The sequence below is a fragment of the Dermacoccus sp. MPR-E5 genome (assembly GCF_058809565.1).
Genome location: NZ_JBXASS010000004.1, coordinates 136,013 through 162,683 on the forward strand (window position 1 = coordinate 136,013; position 26,671 = coordinate 162,683).

General features: G+C 69.2%; 27 protein-coding genes and 1 tRNA gene. 18 read left to right on the top strand and 10 right to left on the bottom strand.

Annotation, left to right across the window (positions count from 1 at the left end):
• The first annotated feature begins 161 nt into the window (after nt 1-161).
• The 8 genes from hrcA (at nt 162) to AC1RS9_RS04315 (ending at nt 7,791) form a co-directional block, all read left to right on the top strand.
• Nucleotides 162-1,184 (top strand): heat-inducible transcriptional repressor HrcA, encoded by a 1,023-nt coding sequence (gene hrcA, locus AC1RS9_RS04280; RefSeq protein WP_062257786.1) that lies wholly within the window; start codon nt 162-164, stop codon nt 1,182-1,184.
• Between the two features lie 64 nt (nt 1,185-1,248).
• Complete coding sequence (gene dnaJ / locus AC1RS9_RS04285; RefSeq protein ID WP_062257843.1) at nt 1,249-2,361, top strand: molecular chaperone DnaJ; 1,113 nt, start codon at nt 1,249-1,251, stop codon at nt 2,359-2,361.
• Between the two features lie 3 nt (nt 2,362-2,364).
• The gene (locus AC1RS9_RS04290) at nt 2,365-3,123 is read left to right on the top strand and encodes a 16S rRNA (uracil(1498)-N(3))-methyltransferase (RefSeq protein ID WP_074045590.1); all 759 of its coding nucleotides are present in this window, start codon (nt 2,365-2,367) and stop codon (nt 3,121-3,123) included.
• 31 nt (nt 3,124-3,154) lie between these two features.
• Nucleotides 3,155-4,237, top strand: a complete 1,083-nt coding sequence (locus AC1RS9_RS04295) for a PhoH family protein (RefSeq protein ID WP_492920606.1) — start codon at nt 3,155-3,157, stop codon at nt 4,235-4,237.
• Nucleotides 4,234-4,740, top strand: a complete 507-nt coding sequence (gene ybeY, locus AC1RS9_RS04300; protein WP_006944324.1) for an rRNA maturation RNase YbeY — start codon at nt 4,234-4,236, stop codon at nt 4,738-4,740. The genes AC1RS9_RS04295 and ybeY overlap by 4 nt, the downstream gene beginning before the upstream one ends.
• Before the next feature lie 28 nt (nt 4,741-4,768).
• Nucleotides 4,769-6,094 (top strand): hemolysin family protein, encoded by a 1,326-nt coding sequence (locus tag AC1RS9_RS04305; protein WP_062257790.1) that lies wholly within the window; start codon nt 4,769-4,771, stop codon nt 6,092-6,094.
• Nucleotides 6,091-7,035 carry a GTPase Era gene (gene era, locus AC1RS9_RS04310; protein ID WP_006944283.1) on the top strand — a complete coding sequence of 315 codons (945 nt, stop codon included), beginning with the start codon at nt 6,091-6,093 and terminating at the stop codon, nt 7,033-7,035. Before AC1RS9_RS04305 ends, era begins: the two co-directional genes overlap by 4 nt.
• 9 nt (nt 7,036-7,044) lie before the next feature.
• Nucleotides 7,045-7,791: a class I SAM-dependent methyltransferase gene (locus tag AC1RS9_RS04315; RefSeq protein ID WP_235006170.1), complete on the top strand. Its 747-nt coding sequence runs from the start codon at nt 7,045-7,047 to the stop codon at nt 7,789-7,791.
• Nucleotides 7,792-7,936: 145 nt separating this feature from the next.
• Here AC1RS9_RS04315 and AC1RS9_RS04320 read toward each other — a convergent pair whose 3' ends face one another.
• Together AC1RS9_RS04320 and AC1RS9_RS04325 are read right to left on the bottom strand one after the other, a co-directional pair.
• Nucleotides 7,937-8,341 carry an ABC transporter permease gene (locus AC1RS9_RS04320; protein WP_160126211.1) on the bottom strand — a complete coding sequence of 135 codons (405 nt, stop codon included), beginning with the start codon at nt 8,339-8,341 and terminating at the stop codon, nt 7,937-7,939.
• Nucleotides 8,342-8,386: 45 nt separating this feature from the next.
• Nucleotides 8,387-8,926 (bottom strand): hypothetical protein, encoded by a 540-nt coding sequence (locus AC1RS9_RS04325; protein WP_131941176.1) that lies wholly within the window; start codon nt 8,924-8,926, stop codon nt 8,387-8,389.
• Nucleotides 8,927-9,231: 305 nt separating this feature from the next.
• Here AC1RS9_RS04325 and leuA point away from each other — a divergent pair, with 305 nt between their 5' ends.
• Nucleotides 9,232-10,983 carry a 2-isopropylmalate synthase gene (gene leuA / locus AC1RS9_RS04330; RefSeq protein WP_074039893.1) on the top strand — a complete coding sequence of 584 codons (1,752 nt, stop codon included), beginning with the start codon at nt 9,232-9,234 and terminating at the stop codon, nt 10,981-10,983.
• Between the two features lie 207 nt (nt 10,984-11,190).
• Here the strand turns inward: leuA and AC1RS9_RS04335 are convergent, their stop codons facing one another.
• Nucleotides 11,191-11,610, bottom strand: coding sequence for a DUF4186 domain-containing protein (locus tag AC1RS9_RS04335; protein WP_253184067.1), 420 nt, complete (start codon nt 11,608-11,610; stop codon nt 11,191-11,193).
• Between the two features lie 172 nt (nt 11,611-11,782).
• On the bottom strand, nt 11,783-12,424 hold the full coding sequence (locus AC1RS9_RS04340) for an alpha-ketoglutarate-dependent dioxygenase AlkB (protein WP_131941174.1): 642 nt from the start codon (nt 12,422-12,424) through the stop codon (nt 11,783-11,785).
• Between the two features lie 227 nt (nt 12,425-12,651).
• On the opposite strand from AC1RS9_RS04340, the gene recO reads away from it, so the two are divergent.
• Both recO and AC1RS9_RS04350 read left to right on the top strand, forming a co-directional pair.
• The gene (recO, locus tag AC1RS9_RS04345; RefSeq protein ID WP_038568662.1) at nt 12,652-13,461 is read left to right on the top strand and encodes a DNA repair protein RecO; all 810 of its coding nucleotides are present in this window, start codon (nt 12,652-12,654) and stop codon (nt 13,459-13,461) included.
• Between the two features lie 56 nt (nt 13,462-13,517).
• Nucleotides 13,518-14,447: an isoprenyl transferase gene (locus AC1RS9_RS04350; protein ID WP_370448850.1), complete on the top strand. Its 930-nt coding sequence runs from the start codon at nt 13,518-13,520 to the stop codon at nt 14,445-14,447.
• 286 nt (nt 14,448-14,733) lie between these two features.
• On the opposite strand, the gene AC1RS9_RS04355 is transcribed toward AC1RS9_RS04350, so the two are convergent.
• From AC1RS9_RS04355 to AC1RS9_RS04375, 5 genes are all read right to left on the bottom strand, one after another.
• On the bottom strand, nt 14,734-15,165 hold the full coding sequence (locus tag AC1RS9_RS04355; RefSeq protein WP_006944276.1) for a Fur family transcriptional regulator: 432 nt from the start codon (nt 15,163-15,165) through the stop codon (nt 14,734-14,736).
• A gap of 45 nt (nt 15,166-15,210) precedes the next feature.
• Complete coding sequence (locus AC1RS9_RS04360; protein WP_006944160.1) at nt 15,211-16,212, bottom strand: metal ABC transporter permease; 1,002 nt, start codon at nt 16,210-16,212, stop codon at nt 15,211-15,213.
• Nucleotides 16,213-16,286: 74 nt separating this feature from the next.
• Nucleotides 16,287-17,135, bottom strand: a complete 849-nt coding sequence (locus tag AC1RS9_RS04365; protein WP_006944281.1) for a metal ABC transporter ATP-binding protein — start codon at nt 17,133-17,135, stop codon at nt 16,287-16,289.
• Nucleotides 17,132-18,073 carry a metal ABC transporter substrate-binding protein gene (locus AC1RS9_RS04370; protein ID WP_492920612.1) on the bottom strand — a complete coding sequence of 314 codons (942 nt, stop codon included), beginning with the start codon at nt 18,071-18,073 and terminating at the stop codon, nt 17,132-17,134. Before AC1RS9_RS04370 ends, AC1RS9_RS04365 begins: the two co-directional genes overlap by 4 nt.
• Before the next feature lie 46 nt (nt 18,074-18,119).
• Complete coding sequence (locus AC1RS9_RS04375) at nt 18,120-18,437, bottom strand: DUF6703 family protein (RefSeq protein WP_131941172.1); 318 nt, start codon at nt 18,435-18,437, stop codon at nt 18,120-18,122.
• Nucleotides 18,438-18,521: 84 nt separating this feature from the next.
• Here AC1RS9_RS04375 and dusB point away from each other — a divergent pair, with 84 nt between their 5' ends.
• A complete protein-coding gene (dusB, locus tag AC1RS9_RS04380) occupies nt 18,522-19,754 on the top strand; it encodes a tRNA dihydrouridine synthase DusB (protein WP_006944180.1) in 1,233 nt (410 codons plus the stop codon).
• A 154-nt stretch (nt 19,755-19,908) separates the two neighbouring features.
• Complete coding sequence (mqo, locus tag AC1RS9_RS04385; RefSeq protein ID WP_131942039.1) at nt 19,909-21,405, top strand: malate dehydrogenase (quinone); 1,497 nt, start codon at nt 19,909-19,911, stop codon at nt 21,403-21,405.
• A 115-nt stretch (nt 21,406-21,520) separates the two neighbouring features.
• Here mqo and AC1RS9_RS04390 read toward each other — a convergent pair whose 3' ends face one another.
• Nucleotides 21,521-22,375, bottom strand: a complete 855-nt coding sequence (locus AC1RS9_RS04390; RefSeq protein WP_006944323.1) for a sulfurtransferase — start codon at nt 22,373-22,375, stop codon at nt 21,521-21,523.
• 80 nt (nt 22,376-22,455) lie between these two features.
• On the opposite strand from AC1RS9_RS04390, the gene AC1RS9_RS04395 reads away from it, so the two are divergent.
• The 5 genes from AC1RS9_RS04395 (at nt 22,456) to AC1RS9_RS04415 (ending at nt 26,630) form a co-directional block, all read left to right on the top strand.
• On the top strand, nt 22,456-22,734 hold the full coding sequence (locus tag AC1RS9_RS04395) for a DUF2277 domain-containing protein (protein WP_040014394.1): 279 nt from the start codon (nt 22,456-22,458) through the stop codon (nt 22,732-22,734).
• Nucleotides 22,734-23,147 (top strand): DUF3806 domain-containing protein, encoded by a 414-nt coding sequence (locus AC1RS9_RS04400; protein WP_006944331.1) that lies wholly within the window; start codon nt 22,734-22,736, stop codon nt 23,145-23,147. Before AC1RS9_RS04395 ends, AC1RS9_RS04400 begins: the two co-directional genes overlap by 1 nt.
• Entirely contained in the window at nt 23,105-24,370 is a 1,266-nt protein-coding gene (locus AC1RS9_RS04405; RefSeq protein ID WP_369815077.1) for a deoxyguanosinetriphosphate triphosphohydrolase, read from the top strand. Before AC1RS9_RS04400 ends, AC1RS9_RS04405 begins: the two co-directional genes overlap by 43 nt.
• 93 nt (nt 24,371-24,463) lie before the next feature.
• Entirely contained in the window at nt 24,464-26,449 is a 1,986-nt protein-coding gene (dnaG, locus tag AC1RS9_RS04410; RefSeq protein WP_131941170.1) for a DNA primase, read from the top strand.
• A 108-nt stretch (nt 26,450-26,557) separates the two neighbouring features.
• A tRNA-Asn gene (locus AC1RS9_RS04415) sits at nt 26,558-26,630 on the top strand.
• Nucleotides 26,631-26,671: the final 41 nt, after the last annotated feature.

Here is a 26,671-nt window from a genome sequence, read left to right on the forward strand (position 1 = left end):
CGCGCCTGCCGACCGACGGACGATGGACGACGGCGCGAGGGAATCGCCCGCGACGCTGTGGGCGAACACACCCCGCATGATTTGGCACTCGCTCGGCGTGAGTGCCAATCTTGGACGGACTGCAGATCGAAGGACGGTATCGAGGCGCGGGAGGTGAGCGCATGAGCGACGAACGGCGGCTCGAGGTGCTGCGCGCCATCGTGCAGGACTATGTCGCGACGTCCGAACCGGTGGGTTCGAAGGCGTTGCTCGAACGTCATCAGCTCGGCGTCTCCGCCGCGACGATCCGCAATGACATGGCCGCCCTCGAGGACGCCGGTCTCATCTCCGCGCCGCACACCTCGGCCGGTCGCGTGCCCACCGATGCCGGCTACCGAATCTTCGTCGACCGCCTCAGCCAGGTGCGGCCGCTGAGCGCGACACAGCGTCGAGCGATCGAGACGTTCTTGCGTCAGAGCGTCGACCTCGACGACATCGTCGAGCGCACCGCCCGGCTGCTCGCCACGCTGACGAACCAGGCGGCCGTCATGCAGTACCCGTCGCTGCGGCGCTCACGGGTGCGGCACATCGAGCTCGTGCCGGCCGCCGAGGGGCGCCTGTCGCTCGTCGTCATCCTCGACTCAGGTCGCATCGAGCAGCGTCTCGTCTCCGTCGCCTCCGCCGACGACGAGCGCCTCGTCCAGACGCTGCGAGCGCGCGTCAACGAGGTCTCCGGCGCGCGGTTGCTCACCGAGGCCGCCGCGGCCATGACCGAGCTGGGCGCGGAGTTCGAGCCGGGGCAGCGTGCGGACGTCGACACGATCGTCGCGACGATCGCCGCGGTGTTCGCCGAGGACCGGGAGGAGCGCGTCGTGCTCGCGGGGACGGCGAACCTCGCGCGTGCCGGGCTGCGCGACGACGCGGGCCTCAGCGTCAGCCGTGTTCTCGAGGCGCTGGAGGAGCACGTCGTCCTCATGCGCCTCATCAGCACACGCGACGACGATCCGACGCACGAGGTGACCGTCCGCATCGGCGCCGAGAACGACTTCGCAGGCCTCGAGTCGACCTCGCTCGTGACGACGGCCTACGGCAGCGACGCCGTCGCGACGCTCGGCGTGCTCGGCCCGACCCGCATGGACTACCCGCAGACGATGGCGAACGTGCGCGCGGTCGCCCGCTACGTCTCCGAACTTCTCGAGCAGTGATGGCTCGGGCGCACCACGACCACATGAGTGATGAAATCTTCACCCGTCGAAAGCAAGGATGCTCGTGAACGACTACTACGCCGAACTCGGTGTCACGCGTGAGGCCTCCGTCGAGGAGATCAAGCGCGCCTACCGCAAGAAGGCCCGCAAGCTGCACCCCGACGTCAACCCCTCCCCGGAGGCGGCCGAGGAGTTCAAGCGCGTCGGGCAGGCCTACGACGTGCTCGGCGATCCGCAGAAGAAGGCGGCCTACGACCAGGGCGTCGACCCCTACGCGCCCGGCGGTGGCGCCGGGTTCAGCTTCAGCGACATCATGGACGCGTTCTTCACGGGGGGTGCCGCAGGGGGAGGCGGCGGCCCGCGCAGCCGCGTCCAGCACGGCCAGGACGCGTTGCTGCCGCTCGACATCCAACTCGCCACGGCCGTCTTCGGCGGCGAGCAGGAGCTGACGTTCGACACGGCCGTCGTCTGCTCGACCTGTCATGGCGACGGTTCGCGTCCCGGCACGGGCAAGCACACGTGTGACGTGTGCGGCGGTGCGGGGCAGACGCAGCAGGTGCAGCGCAGCTTCCTCGGCCAGGTGTTGACGTCGCGTCCGTGCACCGCGTGCCAGGGGTACGGCGACATCATCGACAGCCCGTGTTTCGAGTGCGACGGCAACGGCCGCAAGCGCGACACGCGCACCATCACGATCAAGGTACCCGCCGGCGTCGACACCGGCACGCGCATCCAGCTGCGTGGTGAAGGCGAGGTCGGCCCCGGCGGCGGCCCCGCCGGTGACCTGTACGTCGAGGTACGCGTCGAGAAGCACCCGATGTTCCAGCGTCAGGGCGACGATCTGCACTGCTCGCTCGAGCTGCCGATGTCGGCCGCGGCGCTCGGCGCCACGGTGCCGTTCGAGACGCTCGACGGCTCGCGCGACATCGACATCAAGGCCGGCACGCAGCCCGGCGACGTCATCACCCTCAAGGGCCTCGGCGTCACGCGGCTGCGCACCGACAACCGCGGCGACCTGCTCGTGCACGCCAACGTGCGCACCCCGAGCAAGCTGACGGCCGAGCAGGCCGACCTGCTGCGTCAGTTCGCCGAGTCGCGCGGAGAGGACTCGCCGGCGCCGAAGTTCCAGCCCGTCAACCAGGGCCTGCTCGGCAAGCTGCGTCAGGCCTGGAAGGGCTGAGGCGTGACCGCGCACCTCTACTTCGTCGCACCCGGCGCTCTGTCCGACGACATGGCGCCGGGTGCACCCGTCGTGCTCGCGGGTGACGAGGGACGCCACGCCGTCACCGTCAAGCGGATGGGTGTCGGTGAGCAGATCCTGCTCGCCGACGGCGAGGGCCTCGTCGCGCACGCCGTGGTCGCAGAGACCACGAAGGGCGAGCTGACGGCGCACGTGAGCGAGGTGACGCGCGAGACGCCGCCGGCGGTGACGTTCACGCTCGTCCAGGCGCTCGCTAAGGGTGATCGCGACCTGCAGGCGGTGGAGGCGGCGACGGAGCTCGGCGTCGACGCCGTCGTGCCGTGGCAGGCGGAGCGTTCCATCGTGCAGTGGAGGGGTGAGCGCGCCGAGAAGGCCCGCCGTAAATGGGTGGCGCAGGCCGAGGCGGCCACGAAACAATCACGACGGGCGACGCCCCCGCGCATCAGTGACCTCGTGACGAAGAACGCTGCGGCGCAGGCGATCTCGGCCACCGTCGCGGAGGGCGGCCTCGCGCTCGTCCTGCACGAGGACGCCGAGGCGAGTCTCGCGCAGGTCGAGCTGCCGTCGGCCGGTGACGTGATGCTCGTCGTCGGCCCCGAGGGCGGCATCACGCCCGCCGAGCTCGACGCGTTCGTCGCGGCCGGTGCCACGCCGGTGCGGATGGGCGCCACCGTGCTGCGTTCGTCGTCGGCCGGCCCGGCGGCGCTCGCCGCCCTGCTCGCGCGCTCGCGCTGGGTCTGAGCGCCCGAGCGACCACTAGACTGGAGACACGATGACTGACGCTTCCGCGCCCTCCGAGCGCACCCCTCACGACCCTGACGGCCAGGCTGCCTCGCAGCAGACGCGCATCGTCATCCCGCCCGACGTCGCGATGGTGCAGTTGCTCGGGCCGCAGGATCAGCTGATGCGCACGATCGAGCGCGCCTTCCCGCGCCTGTTCGTCTTTGCGCGCGGCAATGAGCTGACGATCGACGGCCCGCGCGAGGACGCGGCGATCGTCGAGACCCTCGTCGGTGAGCTGCTCACGATGATCGATGCGGGCCACCAGATCAACCGTGACGCCGTCGAGCGCTCTATCGGCATGCTGCGCGGCAAGAACGCGCAGCGCCCCGCCGACGTGCTGACGACGAACATCATCTCCAGCCGCGGGCGCACGATCCGCCCGAAGACACTGGGGCAGAAGGAGTACGTCGACGCGATCGACCGCAACACGATCGTCTTCGGCATCGGCCCGGCCGGTACGGGCAAGACGTATCTGGCGATGGCGAAGGCCGTCGCGGCGCTGCAGGCCAAACAGGTCAACCGCATCATCCTGACGCGCCCTGCCGTCGAGGCCGGTGAGCGCCTCGGCTTCCTGCCCGGCACGCTCAACGACAAGATCGACCCGTATCTGCGTCCGCTCTACGACGCGCTGCACGACATGATCGACCCCGACTCGATCCCGAAGCTCATGGCCGCAGGCACGATCGAGGTCGCGCCGCTCGCGTACATGCGCGGGCGCACGCTCAACGACTCGTTCATCATCCTCGACGAGGCGCAGAACACGAGCAGCGAGCAGATGTGCATGTTCCTCACGCGCCTCGGCTTCGGTTCGAAGATCGTCGTGACGGGTGACGTCACGCAGGTCGACCTGCCGGGTGGCACGACGTCGGGCCTGCGGGTCATCGAGGACGTGCTCACCGGAATCGACGACGTCCACTTCGCCCACCTCGACTCGAGCGACGTCGTGCGTCACCGCCTCGTCTCCGACATCGTCGACGCCTACGGCCGCTACGACGCGGCAGCCGAACGTCGCCGCGCCGAGGCGAAGAAGCGCCGCGAGGCGCGCGCCGGCGGCGAGGGGCAGCCGGCATGACGATCGACATCGCCAACGAGACCGACGTCGACGTCGAGCTGGACGAGATCCACGACTGCGCGCGCTACGCGATGGACGCGATGTTCGTCCACCCCAACGTCGAGCTGAGCATCCGCATCATCGACGAGGCAGCGATGGAGACGCTGCACGTGCAGTGGATGGATCTGCCGGGCCCGACGGACGTCATGAGCTTCCCGATGGACGAGCTGACGCCCGGCAGCGAGCGCGAGCCGTCCCAGGAGGGCATGCTCGGCGACATCGTCCTGTGCCCGAGCGTCGCCGCCGCGCAGGCGGCCGCAGCCGGGCACGACACGATGGAGGAGCTGCTGCTGCTCACCGTCCACGGTGTGCTGCACCTGCTCGGCTACGACCACGCCGAACCGGACGAGCGCGTCGAGATGTTCGAACTGCAGCGCACGATCCTGCTCACCTACCTCGCGAGCCGCGGGCGCAGCACGGAGGCGGGCACCATCCGCATCGCGCCGCCGTCCGGGCGCGAGTGACCCCGCAGACCTTGGGAGTGAACCGCACGTGACCATCGTGCTGATCGCCGCGCTCGTCAGCGTGGTCATGGGCTTCGTCTTCGCCCTCGTCGAGTCGGCGCTCGGGCGCGTGACGCGTCACCGCGTCGTCGCGCTCGCCGAGGAGGGCCACGCCGGCGCCTCGGCGCTCGGACGCATCGTCGACAACCACGCGACGGCGCTCATGGTGCTGACATTCCTGCGCGTCGGCGCCGAGATGACGGCCGCCGTCCTCGTCACCGTCGCCGCGACACGCGCGTTCGACGGCGCGTTCTGGCCGAGCCTCGCGACGGCCGTCGCCGTCATGGCGATCGCCTCGTTCGTGCTCGTCGGCGTCTCGCCGCGCACGCTGGGCCACCAGCACGCCGACAAGGTGGCGCTCGCGACGGCGCGGCCCGTCCTCGTCGCGCTCACGGTGCTCTCACCGCTCGCGCGGCTGCTCGTGACGCTGGGCAACGCGGTCACCCCGGGTGAGGGCTACAAGGACGGCCCATTCGACTCCGAGGCGGAGTTGCGCGAGTTCGTCGACCTCGCTGAGGATTCCGACCTCATCGAGGCCGACGAGCGGCGCATGATCCACAGCGTGTTCGAGCTCGGCGACACGATCGTGCGCGAGGTCATGGTGCCGCGCACCGACATGATCACGATCGACGGCTACAAGAGCCTGCACCAGGCGATGAACCTGTTCGTGCGCTCCGGCTACTCGCGCGTGCCCGTCATCGGCGAGAACTCCGACGACCTCGTCGGCCTGCTGTACTTCAAAGACGTCGTGCGGCGCACGCTCACCGGCGACGCGGACGCCATCGCCATCTCCGAGGTGATGCGCGATCTCGCGTTCGTGCCCGAGTCGAAGCCCGTCGACGCGTTGCTCAAGGAGATGCAGCGCGACCGCGTCCACTTCGCCGTCGTCATCGACGAGTACGGCGGCACCGCCGGCATCGTGACGATGGAGGACATCGTCGAGGAGATCGTCGGCGAGATCGACGACGAGTACGACCGCGTGACGCCCGGCGTCGAGGAACTGGGGGACGGCCGCACGCGCGTTCCGGCTCGCATGTCGATCGACGACCTGAGCGAGATGTACGGCGTCAGCATCGACGAGGACGACATCGACACCGTCGGTGGTCTGCTCGCCAAGCTCGTCGGGCGCGTGCCGCTCGTCGGCGCGAGCGGCGAGATCGACGGGCTGCGCCTCACGGCTGAGAAGATGGCAGGACGACGCCACCAGCTCGCGACGTTGATCGTCGAGCGTGTGGAACCCGAAGATCCCACCGACCCGGACGGGCGTGGGGACGAGCGCAGCGCCGAGACGCGCGGCGAGGAGACGGATCGATGACCGAGCACGACACGACCCACGACGGCGAGATCTACCGCGCCGGTTTCGCCTGCCTCGTCGGGCGGCCCAACGCGGGCAAGTCGACGCTGACGAACGCGCTCGTCGGCGACAAGGTGGCGATCACCTCGAGCAAGCCGCAGACGACGCGTCACACGATCCGTGGGATCGTGACGCGCCCCGACGGCCAGATCGTCCTCGTCGACACCCCCGGCCTGCACAAGCCGCGCACGCTGCTCGGTGAGCGCCTCAACGACGTCGTGCGCGAGACGCTGCTCGACGTCGACGTCATCGGGTTCTGCCTGCCCGCCGACCAGAAGATCGGCCCGGGCGATCAGTTCATCGCGAAGGACCTCGCCGAGCTGCAGCGCGTGCGCAAGCGCCCCGTCGTCGCGCTCGTGACGAAGACCGACACCGTCGATCGGGAGCGACTCGCCGAGCACCTCATCGAGGTCGACCGTCTCGGGGAGTGGGCCGCGATCGTTCCGTGTTCGGCAGTTTCGGGCAAGCAGGTCGATGATGTGGCGAACGTGCTGCTGGGTTACCTGCCCGAGTCGCCTCAGCTGTACCCCGACGACGTGCTGACCGACGAGTCGGACACCGTCATGATCGCCGAGCTCATCCGCGAGGCCGCGCTCGAGGGCGTGCGTGACGAGTTGCCGCACTCGTTGGCCGTCGTCGTCGAGGAGATGGTGCCGCGTGAGGATCGCCCGGCCGACAAGCCGCTCATGGACGTGCGCGTCAACATCTTCGTCGAGCGTCCCAGCCAGAAGGCCATCATCATCGGCCGCGGCGGTTCGCGGCTGCGCGAGGTCGGCACCACGGCGCGCGAGGGCATCGAGAAGCTGCTCGGGCAGCGGGTCTACCTCGACCTGCACGTCAAGGTGGCGAAGGACTGGCAGCGCGACCCGAAGCAGCTGGGCAAGCTGGGATTCAACTTCTGAGGTTTTCGTATGAGTGAGCACATGAAGGACCACGAGGCGTGGGCCGAGTTCGGTGACGTGCTGCGGTTGCCGATCAACCCCGAGACCGACTATGTCGGCGGGATTCCCTGGGAGGGAGCCGGGTTCAAGCCTGAGTTGCCGCTCGTCGACATCGGCCCCGGCTCGGGCCTGACGACGGTCGCGCTCGCCGAGCAGTTCCCCGACGCCGAGATCATCGCCGTCGAACCCGACCCGTGGATGCGCTCGATGCTCATGATGCGCATCGCCGAGCGCGACTCGCTGCGTGCACGCGCCACCGTCGTGCCGAACTCGATCCTCGACGCGTGGATGCCCGAGCAGATCGGTGGCGCGCTGCTGTTCAACGTCATCTACTTCCTCGGCGGACGCGCGCGCCTCGCGTTCTGGGATCGCATGGCGCAGGTGCTGCCCGAGGGCGCACCGATCCTCATGAGCCGCGCGTACGGCGTCGTCGACACGGGTGAGGAGCTCGTGCGCACGGCGAGTTCGACGATGGGGCGCAACACCTACGAGCGGTGGCGTCAGACGGTTCCGGTCAAGGACGGGCGCGTCGAGATCACCAACACGTACAAGACGATCCGCGGCGGCGAGGTCGTGCGTGAGGTGACGACGAAGATCGCGCCGTTCTCGCTCGACGAGGAACTCGTCGTCTCCGAGATCCCGATCGGCAAGTTCGCCATCGAGGAACTGAGCGAGAAGTACCTCGTCATCCGCCGCGCGCCCGACATCCGACGCTGAGCGCTCGTCGCCGACCGCTTGCCTGAGGTCTGAAAGTCCGCAATTCGTGATTGCAGTCCTCACGAGATGAGTTGAGGTCCGAAACCCTGCAGTGCAGAGTGTCGGACCTCAACTCGTCTGGGCCGGGTTCGCACAGCGTGGGAGGTCACACGACGCGCAGGGCCTCTCCGGGCGTCACCGTCGTGGCGCGACGCGCGGGCGGCAGGGCCGCGACGAGGACCAGCGCGAGAGCTGCGACGACGATGACGGCGAGCACCTCGAACGGTAGACCCCAGACGAAGCCGTCGTTGCCGGCCCCGATGAGCGACTGCGCGCCGAGCGAACCGAGCAGCACGCCGAGGGCGATGCCGACGAGCACGGCCGTCAACCCGAGCGCGAGCGACTCGCGCGTCACCATGCCGCGGATCTGACGCGCCGTGAAGCCCATGGCGCGCAGCATGCCGATCTCGCGGCGGCGCTGGATGACGACGAGCGACATCGTGCTGACGAAGCCGACGCCCGCGATGATCGAGGCGATGACGACGAGCGACATCATGAGGATCGAGACCATGTGCATGACGTCGAGCGCTTGTGCCCTCTCAGCGGCGCTCAGATCTCACGTCGTGATCGACTCCGACAGCGCGGCGCTGCCGGAGGCGAACGTCGTGACGAGGCCGACGCCGATGACGAGGCCGAGCGTGGCGCGCGTCGTGCGCATCGGGTCAGCGACGGCGTTGCGGCGTGCGATGCGCGCGTCGGGGCCGGCTCCGAGCAGGCGTCCGAAGATGGCGACCAGGCGCGGCAGGACGAAGGGCGCGCCCGTGATGAGGCCGAGACGGCGCACGCGCGCGTCGCGGTGCACGCCGAGCTCGGCGCAGATCGGGGCGTAGAGAAAGTCACCGAAGATGATGAAGGCGTGCGGGTCGACGAGCTGCATGGCGCCGCCTGCTGCCGCCAGGTCGAACATCAGGCGCAGGGTGTGACGGCGGACAAGGAACGCAATGAAGATCGCGACGCTCGCCGCCACGCCCCACCCGGAGCCGTTGCGGCCCGACATGACGCTGAGCGACAGCCCTGTCAGGGCAAGTGCAAAGAGCCCCTCGGCCGCCATGATCCAGCGTCGCGCACGTGGCCCGCGGCTCCAGATGTCGTTCACCCGCCCAGCTATTCACGCCGCGCGCCGGGCCGTCGTCATCCTGTGGTGGGATGAGCGCGCGGTAACGACGCACCGCCGGCGAGGAAGCTTGCGGCAGCCCGCCGCCGTCCGCCTGCTGGACGACGGCGACGTGCGGGTGGTGGTGTGGGGCGCGTCACCCCTAGGTTGGTGGCATGCGCACGGTTCGGGGAGTGAGTCTCCTTCTTCGTTGCCGCGGTGGGGCCAACTAGTCGGCCATCCTCACCGCGGGGTTGAATGGTGCTCGGCCGGCACCCGCAACGAACGCAGTGAGGCGAACACCACCCATGCACGGATCTCAGCAGCCGACGACGATGCCGATCGGCAAGTACGTCCCCTTCCACGAGCAGATCAAGGTCGACCTGCCCGACCGCACGTGGCCCGACAAGATCATCGAGAAGGCGCCGCGTTGGTGCGCCGTCGATCTGCGTGACGGCAACCAGGCGCTCATCGACCCGATGGATTCCGAGCGCAAGATGCGCATGTTCAAGCTGCTCGTGCAGATGGGCTACAAGGACATCGAGGTCGGTTTCCCGTCGGCGTCCGACACGGACTTCAACTTCGTCCGCGAACTGATCGACGGCGGCCACATCCCCGACGACGTGACGATCCAGGTGCTGACGCAGTGCCGCGACCACCTCATCGAGAAGACGTTCGACGCCATCAAGGGTGCGCCGAGCGCGATCGTCCACTTCTACAACTCGACGTCGGTGCTGCAGCGTCGCGTGGTGTTCAACCTCGACGAGGACGGCATCGTCGACATCGCCCTGCAGGGGGCGCGGTTGTGCAAGAAGCTCGCCGAGACGATCCCCGAGACGAAGGTGTACTTCGAGTACTCGCCCGAGTCGTACACGGGAACCGAGCTCGAATTCGCGGCGCGCATCTGCAACGAGGTCATCGGCGTCATCGAGCCGACGCCCGATCACAAGATGATCATCAACCTGCCGGCGACCGTCGAGATGGCGACGCCGAACGTGTACGCCGACTCGGTCGAGTGGATGTCGCGTCACCTCGACAGTCGCGAGTCCGTCGTGCTGTCGCTGCACCCGCACAACGACCGCGGCGAGGGTGTCGCGGCTGCGGAGCTGGGCTACATGGCGGGCGCCGACCGCATCGAGGGCTGCCTGTTCGGCAACGGTGAGCGCACCGGCAACGTCTGCCTCGTCACCCTGGGCATGAACCTGTTCGGTCAGGGCATCGACCCGATGATCGACTTCTCCGACATCCAGACGATCCGTTCGACGGTCGAGTACTGCAACCAGCTGCCCGTCGGCGAACGTCACCCGTACGGCGGCGACCTCGTCTTCACGGCGTTCTCCGGTTCGCACCAGGACGCCATCAAGAAGGGCTTCGACGACATGGAGCGTCAGTCGAAGGAGACGGGCAAGTCGATCGACGAGCTCGTCTGGGGTGTGCCGTATCTGCCCGTCGACCCGCACGACGTCGGGCGCTCGTACGAGGCCGTCGTGCGCGTCAACAGCCAGAGCGGCAAGGGTGGCGTGTCGTACCTGCTGAAGAGCGAGTACAACCTCGACCTGCCGCGCCGCCTGCAGATCGAGTTCGCTGGCGTCGTGCAGCAGTGGACGGACACAGCCGGCGGCGAGGTGACGCCGCAGTGGCTGTGGTCGACCTTCTCCGACGAGTACCTGCCCGGCACCGGTGAGGGCGAGCGCGCCTGGGGTCGTTTCAAGCCGGTCGGCAGCCAGCTCGACTCGACGGACGACGGCCGCGACAAGATCACCGTCCGTCTGCTCGATCGCGGCGAGCCCGTGACGATCTCGGGTGAGGGTAACGGACCCATCGACGCCTTCTTCGACGCGCTGAGCACCATTGACGTCGACGTGCGCCTCCTCGACTACACGGAGCACACGCTCTCGTCCGGCGAGGATTCGAAGGCTGCGGCGTACGTCGAGTGCGCCATCGGCGACCGCGTGCTGTGGGGCGTCGGCATCCACGAATCGACGGTGCGTGCGTCGCTCATGGCGATCCTGTCGGCCGTCAACCGTGCCGAGCGTGACGCGGAGGCGGCTGCGGCCTGACGGCTGGGCCAAGGGTTGTGGAGGTTCGCGCTCTGGGTAGCGCGAACTTCCACAACTATTTCGGTGTTCCGCGACGCATGAGGCACTCGGTGCAACACGGCATAATGGGACGAGCGGGTGGAACCCAGCGACCGGGGAAGGTGCTGGGCTCCACCCGCTTCGTCGTGTCAGGGTGACGGGCGTTGTGCGACATACCGCGGGGAGCGCTCAGAAGAGCGCCGCATCCGATGACATGCCCGGTCGCCGATGCTTGGACGGGGGCAGCGGAGCGCGACAGGAATCGTGGGGGAGGCGTCGCAACTCTCGCTCGATCCAGCGCATGATGACGGCGACGACGTAGACCTGATGCTCGTCTGTCAGCGGGTGGTGCTTGACGATGCCGTGGTGCTTCGCGAGGCATCCGCGGCAACAGGTCGCCGTCGCGTGTTGAGCCAGGAAGACCGGATGGCCGCGCATCGGGGTCTGCCGGCCGTCGTTGTCGGGATTGGCAGCGGCGAGGCGCTCGCCGATGAAGCGCGCGGCATGGGTTTCGATCTCGCGACGCCCCCGATCGCGCGCGTACCGCGCATCGGCCGGGCTGAGATGGAACTTCGCCCTGAACGATGATCGCCCGATCCGGTCGAGCACGCCGTCAAGGGTTTCGACACTGCGGGTCGCAAGAGTGGGCGTCGAAGAACGGGGCCGTGGGTCGGGCATGGCTACTGCTCCCCAGGTCGTCGAGGCGCGGGCGCCGTGGGCGCGTCCTGTGGTCCCACGCCCCTCGGCTGCAGGCTGACGGCATGCGTCACGGGGTTGAATCTCATCTCACGTCGTAGGGCCGGAACTGGATGCTGATGCGAGGCCCGACGGACTTCGTCGTCTTCGGAACGGCATGCTCCCAGGTCCGTTGACAAGAGCCACCCATGACGAGCAGGTCGCCGTGGCCGATCTGGAAGCGCAGGCTCTGCCCGCCACCGACGGGGCGAAGCGCCAGTGTGCGCGGCGAGCCGATCGAGACGATGGCGATCATCGTGTCCTTCGTGCTCGAGCGGCCCTCCTTGTCGCCGTGCCACGCGACGGAATCACGGCCGTCACGGTAGAGGCACATGCCGGCGGTGGTGAATGGCTCGCCGAGTTCGGGGGCGTAATGGTCGCTCAGCGCGCGTTGGGCGTCGCGCATCACGGGGTCGGGCCAGCGTTCGTCGCCGCGGTAGAAGCGCAGCAAGCGGGGCGTGGTGACCTCCTTGTCCCACATGACGCGACGCTCGCCCCGCCAGTCGACGCCCGCGCTGCCACCGAGCATGAGGCGGCCGAACAACTCGTCAGCGCCGGTGATGAAGCCGGGGCGCAGGTCGACCCAGGCCCCGCGCGTCAGCTGGGTGCGACGGACGGCGCCTACGAGCGGACGCACGCCGACCTCCTCGACCTGGTCGAGCAGCGACCCCTGCAACCCTGCGAACATGTGTTCGATTATGCGCCTCTTGTCCTGACTCGTCCAGCCCCGCCCTTTACGCCCAGATGCACCCGGGTGCAGTTGGACGCAGGGGGAAACGGCGGGGGTGGGGGAGCAGAACGCATGTCGGCGGCTGAGGCATGCCTGGGGACGCATCCGCCCGACGAGTTGCGCCGTCAGCGGACGAGACGCGGGCCCGCTATCGCTGACGCAGGCAACCGCGAGACAATGGAGACATGCCTCCCCTCTACCGTGACGCCGCCATCGTGCTGCGCACCCACAAGCTGGGGGAGGCCGATCGCATCATCACGATGCTGACGCGCAATCACGGCAAGAAGCGCGCCGTCGCGAAGGGCGTGCGCAAGACGAAGTCGAAGTTCGGGGCGCGTCTCGAGCCGGGCATGGTCGTCGACATCCAGCTGCACGAGGGGCGCAACCTCGACGTCGTCACTCAGGTCGACCTCCTCGCCTCCTACGGCGACGCCATCGCGCAGGACTATCCCTCCTACACCGCGTGTGCCGCGATGCTCGAGACGGCAGACCGGCTCTGCGAGGATTCCGACCGCGTCGTGGCCCACTTCAACCTTCTCGCCGGGGCGCTCGCAGCGCTCGCGCAGCGTCAGATCCCCGCGCATCTCGTACTCGACGCCTACCTCGTGCGTTCCGTCGCGACGGCCGGGTGGACGCCGAGCTTCATCGACTGCGCCGGCTGCGGCGACCCCGGCCCGCAGCGTGCGTTCAACCTCGCCGTCGGTGGCGCCGTCTGCCCGCAGTGCCGCCCGCCCGGATCGACCGCGCCGATGCCCGAGACGTTCGTCCTCATGGACGCCCTGCTGCGCGGCCACTGGAACGCCGTCGCCGCGACGAGCGACGACGCGCGTCGACAGTCGAGCAACCTCATCGCCGCATACGTCCAATGGCACCTCGAACACGGCGTGCGCTCGCTCAGGCACGTCGATCGCGGCGACTACACCGTCGTCGCTCGCTCGACCCCACCCGCGACACCCGCCGAGCCTGCGACGCACGACGCGCACCCGGCGTCCTGAGAGACTGTCCTCACCGAGACGTCGGGACACCTACGTCACGCAGCACGACGACAAGAATCACGACCCGAAGGACGACGCCCGTGCCGATCTCACCCGACCCGCACCCCAGCGGCGCCACGCCGCCCGCGATTCCTGCTGAGCTGGTGCCGCAGCACATCGCGATGGTCATGGACGGCAACGGGCGTTGGGCCAACGAGCGCGGTCTGCCGCGCACGAAGGGCCACGAGGCGGGTGAGGCGATGCTGATCGACGTCGTCGCCGGCTGCATCCAACTCGGCGTCAAGAACATCAGCGCCTACGCGTTCTCGACGGAGAACTGGCGCCGTTCGCCGGAGGAGGTGCGCTTCCTCATGGGCTTCAACCGCGACACGATCCGTCGTCGCGTCGACCTGCTCGACTCGTGGGGCGTGCGCGTCATCTGGTCGGGGCGCAAGCCGCGGCTGTGGCGTTCTGTCGTGCGCGAGCTCGAAGTCGCCCAGGAGCGCACGAAGAACAACACCGTCTGCACCCTGCAGATGTGCGTCAACTACGGCGGGCGCGCAGAGCTCGTCGATGCCACACGCTCGCTCGCTGACGACGTCGCGGCCGGCCGGTTGAACCCGAAGAAGATCACCGAGAAGACGATCCAGAGCTACCTCTACGCGCCGGGCCTGCCGGACGTCGACCTGTTCGTGCGCAGCTCCGGCGAGCAGCGGACGAGCAACTTCCAGCTATGGCAGAGCGCCTACGCCGAGATGGTCTTCCTCGACACGCTGTGGCCCGACTTCGACCGTCGCAAGCTGTGGGAGGCCGTCGACATCTACGCCCGGCGCGACCGTCGCTATGGCGGAGCCGTCGACGCCGTCGCCGCTCAGCAGGCTGCGGACGACGCTGCGGCGGCAGCTCGTGCGCCGTCGAAGCCCAAGCCGTCCTACGACCCGGTGCTCATGGGGGACCCCGACGCTGACGGCGGCGGCATCTACGAGGACGACGGCCTCATCGACTGACCCGGCCCCCCTGCGATTTACGAAGGTCGACGAAAAGCGCACAGAGGGACGCAGTTCGCAGTGGTGTCAGATGCCGGCCGCGTCGCCTGATTCACCCCTCGAGACCGGAGTCCGGGGCAGTGCCGTCATGGTATTCAGTGCCGCCGTGACGCGTCAGCGCCGCCGTGACACGGTGGAGACGGCGCCTTCGTGAGGTGTTTGCGCCGTCGCCATGCGGCAGGGTCAGTGCCGTCGAGACATTCGGTGCGGTCCTGACGGGAGAACCCGCCGCAACGCTTCGGGCGACTCAAGGCCCCGCGTCAGAGGGGGCGGAAGCAGAGGCAGCGGCGGCGTCCTGACTGCACGCGCGACACAGCCCGAAGATCTCGAGCTGGTGGCTGACGGCGGTGAAGCCGTGCTCGGCGGCGATGCCGGAGGCCCAGCGTTCGACCGTCGGGCCCTCGACCTCGACGGTGCGTCCGCACCGTCGGCACACGAGGTGGTGGTGGTGCGTGGGGGAGCAGCTGCGGTAGACGGCTTCACCGTCGTCGGTGCGCAGCACGTCGACGGTGCCGTCCCCGGCGAGCGCCTGCAGGGTGCGGTACACCGTTGCGAGGCCGATCGTCTCACCGTCGGCGCGCAGCTTCGCGTGCAGATCCTGCGCGGAGCAGAACTCGCCGCAGCCGTCGAGCCTCTCGGCGACGGCGCGCTGCTGGCGTGTCGGTTTGCGCGCACTCATCGGACATCCGTCCAGACTCGTCGAAGCTCGAAGCGTCCTGCGCTGTCACACCGCATCATGCGTGCCTTTCGAGGTCTCGACGGCGGGTCGGTGGGCGTCCCAGTGGTCGCCGTGCGGCGCGTGGAACTCACCGTCGTGAAGGTAGTCGACGTGGTCGCCGTGAGGGACGGACGGGTGCCCGCAGCCCTGCCGGTGCTCGTGCGCGTGGTGCGCCACCCGTCGCGCCTGACGAGCGCGCACGGCGTGCACGGTCATCGCCACGAACGACGCGAGCAGGAACAGCGCGATCGCCGCGAGCACGACGGTACCGCCGGGCGGGGTGTCGAGGTAGTACGCGCTGGTGACGCCCAGCGCACCGCTGAGGCAGCCCACGACGACGGCTGCGGCCGTCGTCTGACGGAAGCTACGACCGATCAGCTGGCCCGTCGCGTTGGGCAGGATCATGAGCGCCGAGATGAGCAACAGGCCGATGACGCGCATCGACAACACGACCGTCACCGACGTCAGAATCGACAGCAGCAGATTGAGCGGCACGACGGGCAGCCCCACGGCCCGCGCGTACTCCTCGTCGTTGGCGACGGCGAACAGGCGCTTGCGCAGCACCGTCGTCGCGCCGACGGCGACGAGGGCGAGCGCGCCGAACTGCCACAGCTGGTCGCTCGTCGTCGTGAGGATCGAGCCGAACAGGTACTGACTGATCGACGTCTGCCCCGCGTTGTCGGCGCGTGAGAGCAGTACGACGCCCGCCGCGATACCGCCGTAGAACATGACGGCGAGGGCGACGTCGGCGTTCGTCGTCCCGCGCAGGCGGATGAACTCGATGATGCACGCCGCGACGACGGCCGCGATGAGCGCCGTCAGGATCGGCGAGGCGTGCAGGAGCACCCCGATCGCGACGCCGGCGAGCGCGACGTGGCCGATGCCGTCACCGATGAGCGACAGCCGTCGTTGCACGAGGAACACCCCGACGGACGGCGCGGCCGCCCCGACGAGCAGCGCGGCGACGAACGCGTATCGCATCGCCTCGAGGACGAACAGGTCACCCACGGTGGCCTCCGATCAGAGCGTGGAAGGGAGCGACGGGACGCACGGGCGCCCCATCAGAACACGTAGCGAGCGACTCAGCCACGACGATCCCCCTCCCTGAATCGCCCGTGATCGGGCGCGAACCTGGCGTCGTCGAAGGGTCCGCGCGCGTAGCCCGGCGCGTGGTGCGGCAGGTCCTCGGCGTGGTGGTCGTGGCCGCCGAGCGACGCCCCACCGAGCGACGCGCTGACGCGCTCGCCGTAGCGCGCGGGCGGTCCGTCGAACGTCACGGCGCCGTGCGCGACCTCGACGATGCGCGTGACGATGCCGTGCAGCGCCTCGATCTCGTGCGTGACGATGATCATCGTCACGCCACTCGCGGCGAGGCGCTCGAGCACCTCGGCGAGTACCTCCTGACTGGCGGTGTCGACGCCGGCCGTCGGCTCGTCCATGACGAGGATGTCGGGCTGCGCGGCCAGCGCGCGGGCGATGAGGACGCGTCGGTGCTGACCCCCGGAGAGGGTGGCGACGTCGTCGCGGGAGCGATCGGCGAGCCCGACCTCGGCGAGGGCCGCGGTGACGAGCCGGCGATCCACGGCGTCCGCGCGTCGGTACCAGGGCCGGTGCGGCAGGCGACCCACCTCGACGACCTCTTCCACCGTCGCGCGCACCGACGCCGACAGCGTGTGCCGCTGCGGCACGTAGCCGATGCGCGTGCGCGCCTTGAACGAAGATGCGGGCGTGCCGAACAGCTCGACCTGCCCGCTGACGTGGTCGTTGAGGCCGAGGATGCCGCGCATCAGCGTCGACTTGCCGGAGCCGTTCGGCCCGAGAACCGCGATGATCTCGCCGGGGTTCACCTCGAGCGAGACACCGCTGACGACCGCGCGGCCGTCGTAGCCGAACGCGGCGTCGCGCAGTCGCAGGATGGGGGAGACGCTCACGAGCAGCCCTGGCCCTTCTTCAATGTGGCGAGGTTGGATCTCATCACGGCGAGGTAGTCGCTGCCCTTGCTCGCGTCCGTCAACCCTTCGATCGGGTCGAGGACGTCGACGCGGGCGCCGGTCTGGGAGGCGATGGTCTGAGCCACCTTCGGCGAGACGAGGGTCTCAGCGTAGATCGTCGTCACCTTGTTCTTCTTCACGTAATCGCTGATCGACGACAGCTGCGCCGGCGTCGGCTCGGCCTCGGGGGAGACACCCGACGCGCCGCGCTGCGTCAGCCCATATCGTGCCGCGAGGTAGGCGAACGCCTCGTGGCCGGTCACGATCGTCCGGTTCGTGCAGTGAGCGAGGCCGCCACGGTACTCGGCATCGAGGGCATCGAGATCCTTGACGAGTGACGCGGTGCGCGTGTGGTATCCGTCGGCGTGCTCGGGGTCGTCCTTGGCGAGCCGGGCACCGATCGCCTGGACGACGGCCTTGTAGCGCACCGGGTCGAGCCAGAAGTGCGGGTCGGAACCGCCGGCATGGGAAGCGTGCTCGTGCTCGCTCTCGTCATGGTGGCCCTCCTCTTCGGCTGTGAGGTCGAGGTCGGCCTGCGGCGAGACGTCGAGTGCGCGCCCGGCCTTGGCGCTCGAGGCGACGGCGTCGTCGACGCTGGCCTGGAAGCCCTTCGCGTAGACGATGAGGCCGGCGTCCGCGACGGAGGCGACCTGGCGGGGCGTGAGCTCGACGTCGTGCGGCTCCTGGCCGGCCTTCGTCAGGTTCTTGACGGTGACGTCTGGTCCGCCGATGCGTTCGAGCGCGTACTGCATCGGATAGAAGCTCGCCAGTGTCTGGACGCGGCCGTCGTCGGTGCGCCCGTTCTCGGAGCCGCAGGCGGTGACGCCGAGCCCCAGGGCGGCGGTGAGAGCAACGGTGAACGAGCGACGCATGAACATGACAATGATTCTCACTCAAAGTGAGAATCATTGTCAAAACATGGGGTTACCTCGGGAACGCCAGCACGATCGTCACGCCCAGCGTCAGCACGATGACGGCGGCGCGCGCGAGGCGGTCGAGCGGGCGCAGCTGCTGCCACGACAGGTACAGCAGCCAGGTGAGGAAGGCGGTGACGAGGCCGAACGCGACGGCTCCGACGACGCCGCGCACCGCGATGCCGACGATCATGAGGACGGCGAGGACAGCGAGGATGACCCACTGCGGCAGGCGCGCCAGCGCCCCGATCGCCGGGTCGGAGGCGTGCATGGCCTTCGCGCGGCTCGTGCTGACGGAGACTTCGGGTCGTGGTTCGTTGCGTGACACGGCACCAGGGTAGTGGGCGCGGGCCGGGTGCTGCTCCAGTCGTCATGTCGCCCGCCTTGCGCGCGAGTGGGACACTGGAAGGCGATGACTGTTCTCGAAGCCCCTCCCGCACCCGGTGCGCTCGTGCGCGACCCGTCGGCGCTGCCGCCGCTGCAGATCGGACGGCACACCATCACCTCGCCCGTCGTACTCGCGCCGATGGCGGGCATCACCAACCGTGCGTTCCGGCGCCTGTGTCGTCAGTACGGCGATGACGGCTCCGTCGCCGCGGGTGCGAGCGGCGCGACGTCGCTCTACGTCAGCGAGATGATCACCTCGCGCGCTCTCGTCGAGCGCGTTCCGCTCACGATGAAGCTCATCGAGACCGACCCCGACGAGAACCCGCGCTCCATCCAGCTCTACTGCACCGACCCGCTCAACGCCGGCAAGGCGGCGCGCATCCTCGCCTCGGAGGGCCGTGCGGACCACATCGACCTCAACTTCGGCTGCCCGGTGCCCAAGGTGACGCGCAAGGGCGGCGGTTCCGCGCTGCCATGGAAGACCGAGCTGTTCCGCGGCATCGTCAGCGCCGTCGTGCGCGAGGCGAGCCCGTACGACATCCCCGTCACCGTCAAGATGCGCAAGGGCATCGACACCGATCACCTCACCTACCTCGAGGCGGCGCGCATCGCCGAGGGTGAGGGCGTCGCGGCCGTCGCGCTGCACGCCCGCACGGCCGCACAGGCGTACTCGGGCCACGCGGACTGGTCGGCGATCCGCACCCTCAAGGAGACCGTGACGAGCATCCCGGTGCTCGGAAACGGTGACATCTGGTCGGCCGAGGACGCCATGCGCATGGTCGCCGAGACAGGCTGCGACGGCGTCGTCGTCGGGCGCGGCTGCCTCGGACGGCCCTGGCTGTTCACCGACCTCGCCGCGGCCTTCGCCGGTTCCGACGCCCGCGTCGACCCGACGCTCGGTGAGGTCTGCGCGACGTTGCGCCGCCACGCGGAGTACCTCGTCGAGTTCTACGACGACGAGCTCAAGGGCTGCCGCGACATCCGCAAGCACATCGCCTGGTACTTCAAGGGCTTTCCGGTCGGCTCGCAGCTGCGTCATCAGCTCGCGCTCGTCGACTCCCTCGCCGCGCTCGACGACCTCGTCGCCGGGCTCGACCTCGACGCCCCGTGGCCCGGCGCTGCGGCGGACGGGCCGCGCGGTCGCGCGGGCAGCGAGCGACGCGTCGTCCTGCCCGACGGGTGGCTCGACACGCAGGAGCTCACCGCCGAACAGGCCGCCTGGGTGGCCGAGGCGGAGGCGGAGAACTCCGGGGGCTGACACGCCAGGCGTGTCACGGATCACATCACCCCGGTAGTTCATCGCCCCGTTGCACGCTCGGCATCCAGGAGGACTACCGTGGAGAACAAAGCGTCGCGATGCGGCGCGCCAGCAACACGACACATCAGCGCGTAAGGGGCATGTGGTGAACAACGTGGAGGGCGCGAAGAGCGCATCCGATTCCGTCGACGTCCTGCTCGTCGGCGGCGGCATCGTCAGCGCGACGCTCGGTGCCATGATCCAGCGGGTGCACCCCGAGTGGTCGCTCACCGTCTTCGAACGTCTCGACGAGGTCGCCCTCGAGAGCTCGAACGGCTGGAACAACGCGGGCACCGGCCACGCCGCGCTGTGCGAGCTCAACTACACGCCCGAGGCGGCCGACGGCAGCGTCAACATCTCGAAGGCCATTGCGATCAACGGCCAGTTCCTCACGACGAAGACGTTCTGGGGTTCCCTCGTCACCGAGGGCGCGATGCGTGAGCCGTCGACGTTCATCAACAACACGCCGCACATGGCGTTCGTGCGCGGCGATGCGAACCAGAAGTTCCTGCGCGAGCGCTTCCGCCTCATGAGCGAGCACCCGTTCTTCCACGACATGGAGCACTCGGAGGACTACGGCCAGATCGAGCAGTGGTCGCCGCTGCTCATCGAGGGCCGCCCGGCCGGTGAGAAGATCGCCGCGACCTACGCCCCGAGCGGCACCGACGTCGACTTCGGCGCCGTCACCCGTCAGCTGTTCGAGGACTTCGTCGCCCGCGGCGGCGCACTCGAGCTCAAGCACGAGGTCACCGACATCGAGCGCAATGCCGACGGCTCGTGGAACGTCACCGTCAAGAACCTGCGGGACGGCGCGACGCGCGTCGTGCGCACGAAGGTGCTCATGCTCGGCGCGGGCGGTTACACGCTCAAGCTGCTGCGCAAGGCCGGGGTGCCCGAGGTGAAGGGCTACGGTTTGTTCCCCGTCTCCGGCACGTTCCTGTCGACCGAGAACCCGGCCGTCACCGCCAAGCACCAGACGAAGGTGTACGGCAAGGCCGCCGAGGGCGCGCCGCCCATGTCGATGCCGCACCTCGATGCACGCATCATCGACGGCCAGCGCACCGCGCTGTTCGGCCCGTTCGCCGGTCTCGTGCCGAAGTTCCTCAAGGAGGGCTCGGTTCTCGACCTCTTCCAGTCGCTGCGCACCGACAACGTGCTGCCGATCGCGACCGCCGGCCTTGAGAACCTCGGCCTGACGAAAGTGCTCGCGCAGGATCTGCTCGCGAACCAGGCCAAGCGCATCGAGGCGCTGCACGACTTCGCGCCGACGGCCGTCTCGGACGACTGGAAGCTGTTCACCGCCGGCCAGCGCGCGCAGATCATCAAGCCCATCTCGGGCACGAAGGGCACGCTGCAGTTCGGCACCGAGGTGATCACCTCCGCGAACGGCACGATCGCGGGTGTGCTAGGCGCGTCGCCGGGTGCGTCGACCGCCGTCCCGATCGCGCTCGACATCCTGCGTTCGTCGTTCAAGGACGAATGGGAGCGTTGGGAGAACGAGCTGCGCAGCGTCATCCCGATGCTCGGCACCGACGTTGCGAGCGACCCCCACCGCGCGCTCGAACTCGAGGCCGAGGCTGACACGAAGCTGGGTCTGCCCAAGCGCGGCTGACCCACGCTGACACGACGAACGGCCGGCCCCTGCACGAGCGGGGGCCGGCCGTTCGCGTCTGTCACGGGTGGGGCAGCGAAGGGTGCGAGATCGCCGAGGGGCGCGACGGCTCGGTTCAGTCGCGTTCGACGGGTCGTTCGGGGTCGCTGATCCAGTCCGACCACGACCCGATGTAGACCGCCGGGTCGTCGAACACGCCGCTCACCTCGAGCGCGAGCGCGAGATGCGCGGCCTGCACGCCGGAGCCGCAGTAGACCCCGACGCGTTCATGACGTGGGATGCCACGCGCGGTGAAGCGCGTGGCGAGGTCGTCGCTCGTGAGAAAGCAGCCGTCGGCGCCGATGTTGCTCAGCGCCGGGATGTTGACGGCGCCGGGGATGTGCCCGGCGACCGGGTCGATCGTCTCGTTCTGGCCGGCGAAGCGGTCGGCGGGGCGGGCGTCGACGAGCAGGTGACGCGCGGCGAGCTCCTCCGCGCCGTCGGCATCGACGAGAGTGAGGTGGCGGGGCGTCGCGATGAAGTCACCGCGTTGCGTTGGCGTCGGATCGCCCCCCTCGAGCGCCCCGCCGGCCTGCTTCCACGCGGCGAGACCGCCGTCGAGCACCTGCACGTCGAGCTTGCCGAAATAGCGCAGCAACCACCAGCAGCGGGCCGCGGCGAGGCCGTTCGCGGCGTCGTAGACAACGACGGGCACATCGTTGCGGACGCCGGCGGCGCGCATCGCGTCCTGGAACCGATCGAGCGACGGCATCGGATGACGCCCGCCCGCGCCGTCGTCGCTGACCGCGTCGCTGAGGGCGTCCTCGAACTCAACCCAGCAGGCGCCGGGCAGGTGTGCGTGCAGGTACGCCTCGTGCATCGAGGGCTGCCCGAGCGCCCACCGCACGTCGAGCAGGTGGAAGCGTTCGCCGGCTTCTAGGCGTGCGGCGAGTCGGTGAGCTGACACGAGCGGGTGCGGCAGGTGCGTCATGCTGTCAGCGTAGCGAGCCGGGGCCCGGCGTGGCGCCCGATGCGACGGCTGTTGTCGGCGTCGTGTGGCACGCTTTAGGCATGTGCCGCAACATCCGCCCGCTCAACAACTTCGCGCCCCCCGCGACTGACGAGGAGGTGCGTGCCGCAGCCCTGCAGTACGTGCGCAAGATCGGCGGCTCGGCCAAGCCGTCGAGCGCCAACGAAGCCGCCTACGAGCGCGCCGTCGACGTCATCGCGCAGGCCTCGCGCGAGCTGATCGACTCTCTCGTGACGAGCGCGCCGCCCAAGGACCGCGAGGTCGAGGCGAGCAAGGCGCGCGCCCGCGCGGCGCAGCGCTACGCGGCGGTGGCGAGCTGATGGCCGACATCATCGTCGAACCCGTCGGCGAGGCCGAGCAGACCGTTCTCGACGGCTGGCTCGATGACGCGGCGCGCTGGAACATAGACGTCACCGACGTCGCGACGATCGACGCGGCGTACGAGAGTTACGTCGACCGGGTCATCGCGCAGGACGAGACCGAGCGCGAGGATCCGACGCCGTTCGTCGCGATGATCGGCTTCGCGCTGGGGCAGTGGTTGACCCTGGAGACGGTGCTCGAGTGGCGGGTCATCACGGACGCCGAGGGCCGCGACATCGGGCTGTCGCTGCCGGACGAGTCGAGCATCATGTTCCCGAGCGACTTCGTCGCCGATGCCTGGAACGAGATGCAGCGCGACTGGCTCGCCGACTGGGCACGCGACCTACGCACGCAGCTCGAGGTGCTTCGCTGAGCACGTACGCGGCGCGCGATCGGGAGCGCTTCGTCGCGGAGGATCGCACCCGCAAGCGCAGTGATCGTGACGACTTCGCGCGCGATCGAGCGCGCATCGTGCACAGCGCCTCGCTGCGGAGGCTGTCGACGAAGACGCAGGTGTGGCAGGCCGGGACGGACGACTTCGTGCGCAACCGGTTGACGCACTCGCTCGAGGTCGCGCAGATCGGGCGCGAACTCGCGGACGCGCTCGGTTGCAACTCGGACGTCGTCGACGCCGCATGTCTCGCGCACGACATCGGCCACCCGCCGTTCGGGCACTTCGGCGAGAGCGTGCTCGACGCGCTCGCGGCCGACATCGGCGGGTTCGAGGGCAACGCGCAGACCTTCCGGCTGCTGACGCGCCTCGAGGCGAAGCGGCACACCTCGGGAGGGCGCTCCGTCGGGCTCAATCTCACGCGCGCGACGCTGGATGCGGCGACGAAGTACCCGTGGCGCCGTGGCGAGGGCCCGGCGGGCACCACGAAGTTCGGTGTCTACGAAGACGACGCGGACGTCTTCGCGTTCGTGCGCACCGAGGCGCCGGCACGCACGTGCCTCGAGGCGCAGGTCATGGACTGGGCCGACGACGTCGCCTACAGCGTCCATGACATCGAGGACGCCGTCGCGGCCGGTGCGCTGGAGTTGCGGGCGTTGCGCTCGCCGGCTGAGCGTGCCGGCGTCATCGCCGCGGCGCGCGCCCGGTACGCGCCCGATCTGAGTGATGACGCGCTCGCGGAGGCCTTCGACGCCCTGCTGCACGACGACCTGCCGGCATCGTTCGTCGGTTCGCGCCGCGATCTGGCGGCGTTGAAGGACATGACGAGCAAGCTCATCGGCCGTTTCGCAGCGGCACCCGAGGACGCCACGCGCGCCGCGTACGGCCACCAGCCGCTCGCGCGGTACGACGCTGTGCTCGTCGTGCCCGACGACGTGCGTGCACAGGTCGCGGTCCTCAAGGGAATGTCGGCGCACTTCGTCATGTTCACGCAGGCACGCGAGGCGCAGCACCGGGTGCAGCGCGAGGTCGTCGAGTCACTCGTCGCCCGTCTCGTCGCTGATCCCGAGCGCATGGACGTACCTTTTCTCGACGACGCGCGCGCCGCGGCCGACGATGCCGGCGTGCTCCGCGTCGTCATCGACCAGGTCGCGTCGTTGACGGACGGGCGAGCGCTCGCGGAGGCGGCGCACGCCCCGTCGTGACGATCGGATGGGGTTGTCGGTGGCCGCGCCTACACTTACGGTGCGTGCCGAGCCGGCCGTGGCCGGGCATCGCGTGAGGTGGGAAGGAGTGACGTGGCGGGGCTGATCAAGGCAGAGGACATCGCTGCCGTGAAGGATCGCGTCAACATCGAGGACGTCGTCTCCGAGCACGTGACGCTGCGGCGCGCGGGCGCCGGTTCGCTCAAGGGGTTGTGCCCGTTCCACGACGAGAAGACGCCGAGCTTCACCGTGCGTCCCGCCGTCGGTGTCTATCACTGTTTCGGGTGCGGTCAGTCGGGTGACGTCATCTCGTTCGTCATGGAGACCGAGCACCTGTCGTTCACCGAGTCCGTCGAGCGCCTCGCCGCGAAGGCCGGGATGGTGCTGCGTTACGAGGAGGGCGAGCGGCCCGACCGTGAGCCGCCGGGGCGGCGCATGCGGCTCGTCGAGGCGCACCGCGTGGCGGAGGAGTTCTACACCGAGGCGCTGCTTCGCGACCCGTCTGCCCGCGCCGGGCGGGATTTCCTGCGCGCCAAGGGTTTCGACGGCAAGGCCGCGCAGCACTTCGGCGTCGGCTTCGCGCCACGCACCGGCGACGCGCTGACGGCGCACCTGCGCGCCAAGGGTTTCAGCCCCGAGGAGATGACGACTGCCGGGCTCGTCGGTCAGTCGTCGCGGGGCCTCTACGACCGGTTCCGTGGCCGCGTCGTCTGGCCGATCCGCGACATCACGGGCGACACCGTCGGCTTCGGCGCGCGCCGCATCTTCGAAGACGACCGCATCGAGGCGAAGTACCTCAACACGAGCGAGACGCCGGTCTACAAGAAGACCCACGTCCTGTACGGGTTGGACCTCGCGAAGAAGACGATCGCGCGCGAGCGACGCGCTGTCGTCGTCGAGGGCTACACCGACGTCATGGCCGCGCACCTCGCGGGCGTCGACAATGCCGTCGCGACGTGTGGCACGGCGTTCGGCGTGGATCACATCAAGTCGTTGCGTCGCATCATGCGTGACGAGGCCGGGGGCACCCCCGCGCGCGTCATCTTCACGTTCGACGGTGACGCCGCCGGCCAGAAGGCGGCGATGAAGGCGTTCGACGAGGATCAGCGCTGGGCGAGCCAGTCGTTCGTCGCCGTCGCGAAGGACGGGATGGACCCGTGCGACCTGCGCCTGCGCCAGGGCGATGAGGCGGTGCGCGGTCTCATCGAAGACGCGGTGCCGATGTTCGAGTTCGCCGTGCGCACGACGATCGCGGGGTTCGACCTCGACCACGCGGAGGGGCGCGTCGCCGCCATGCGCGCGGTGGCCCCCATCATCGCCGGCATCCGTGACCAGACGCTGCGGCCCGAGTACGTGCGCACGGTCGCCGGGTGGATCGGAGTCGAGATCGAGCAGCTCAGCGCAGCCGTGCGCACCGCGCCGCGCGGCAAGCTGAGCGAGCGACGCCCGCCGCGGCGGGAGGAGTCGCCGGCCGCATCGCGGCAGGGTTCTCAGCAGCCATCGTCGGGCCCCGGCGGTGGGCAGCGCGAGGGCCAGAGCGTGTCGGAGGCCGCTGAGCCGCAGCGTCCGAGCATCCCGAAGCCGAACCCGCGTGATCCGTCGATCGCGGGGGAGCGGCAGCTGTTGCAGGTGATGCTGCAGTACCCGGAGTCGTTGAAGGGCACCGTGTTCGATCAGCTCGTACCGGGGGACTTCAGCGCGCCGGCGCACCAGCTCATCCTGGCGGCGGCGATCGTGGCCGGCGGACCGGGTTCCGTGGCGTCGATCGGGGCGTGGAACGAGGCCGTGCGGCGCGGCACCGACCCGCAGCTGCATGACGTGCTCAACGAGCTCGTCGTCCGTGACCTGCCGACGAAACTCGACGAGGCGACGGGCCGCCCGGATGAGCGTTATGTCGCGGCGCTCATCCAGAACGTGCAGGAGGGCGCGCTCAGCTCGGCGATCGCCGATGCCATGGGGCAGCTTCGCCGGCTCGACCCGAACGCGCCGGGTTACGCAGACGCCTCCCGTGCAGCGAGTGCGCACCTGTTCCAGTTGCAGACGCAGCTCAACGCGCTGCGCGAGGCCGGTCTGAGATAGGTGCCCCGGGCGAGCGCAAGGCTGCGATTGTGAACGCGCGTCTAACCTTTGCTATAGTTACGGCGCGCCAAACGTTCGGGTGAGAGCCTGAACCGCTGGGTCGAGCATTCCCCTATAGCTCAATTGGCAGAGCATTCGACTGTTAATCGGAGGGTTCTTGGTTCGAGTCCAAGTGGGGGAGCATCACCGAGAACCGCCTCGTATCACCATGATACGGGGCGG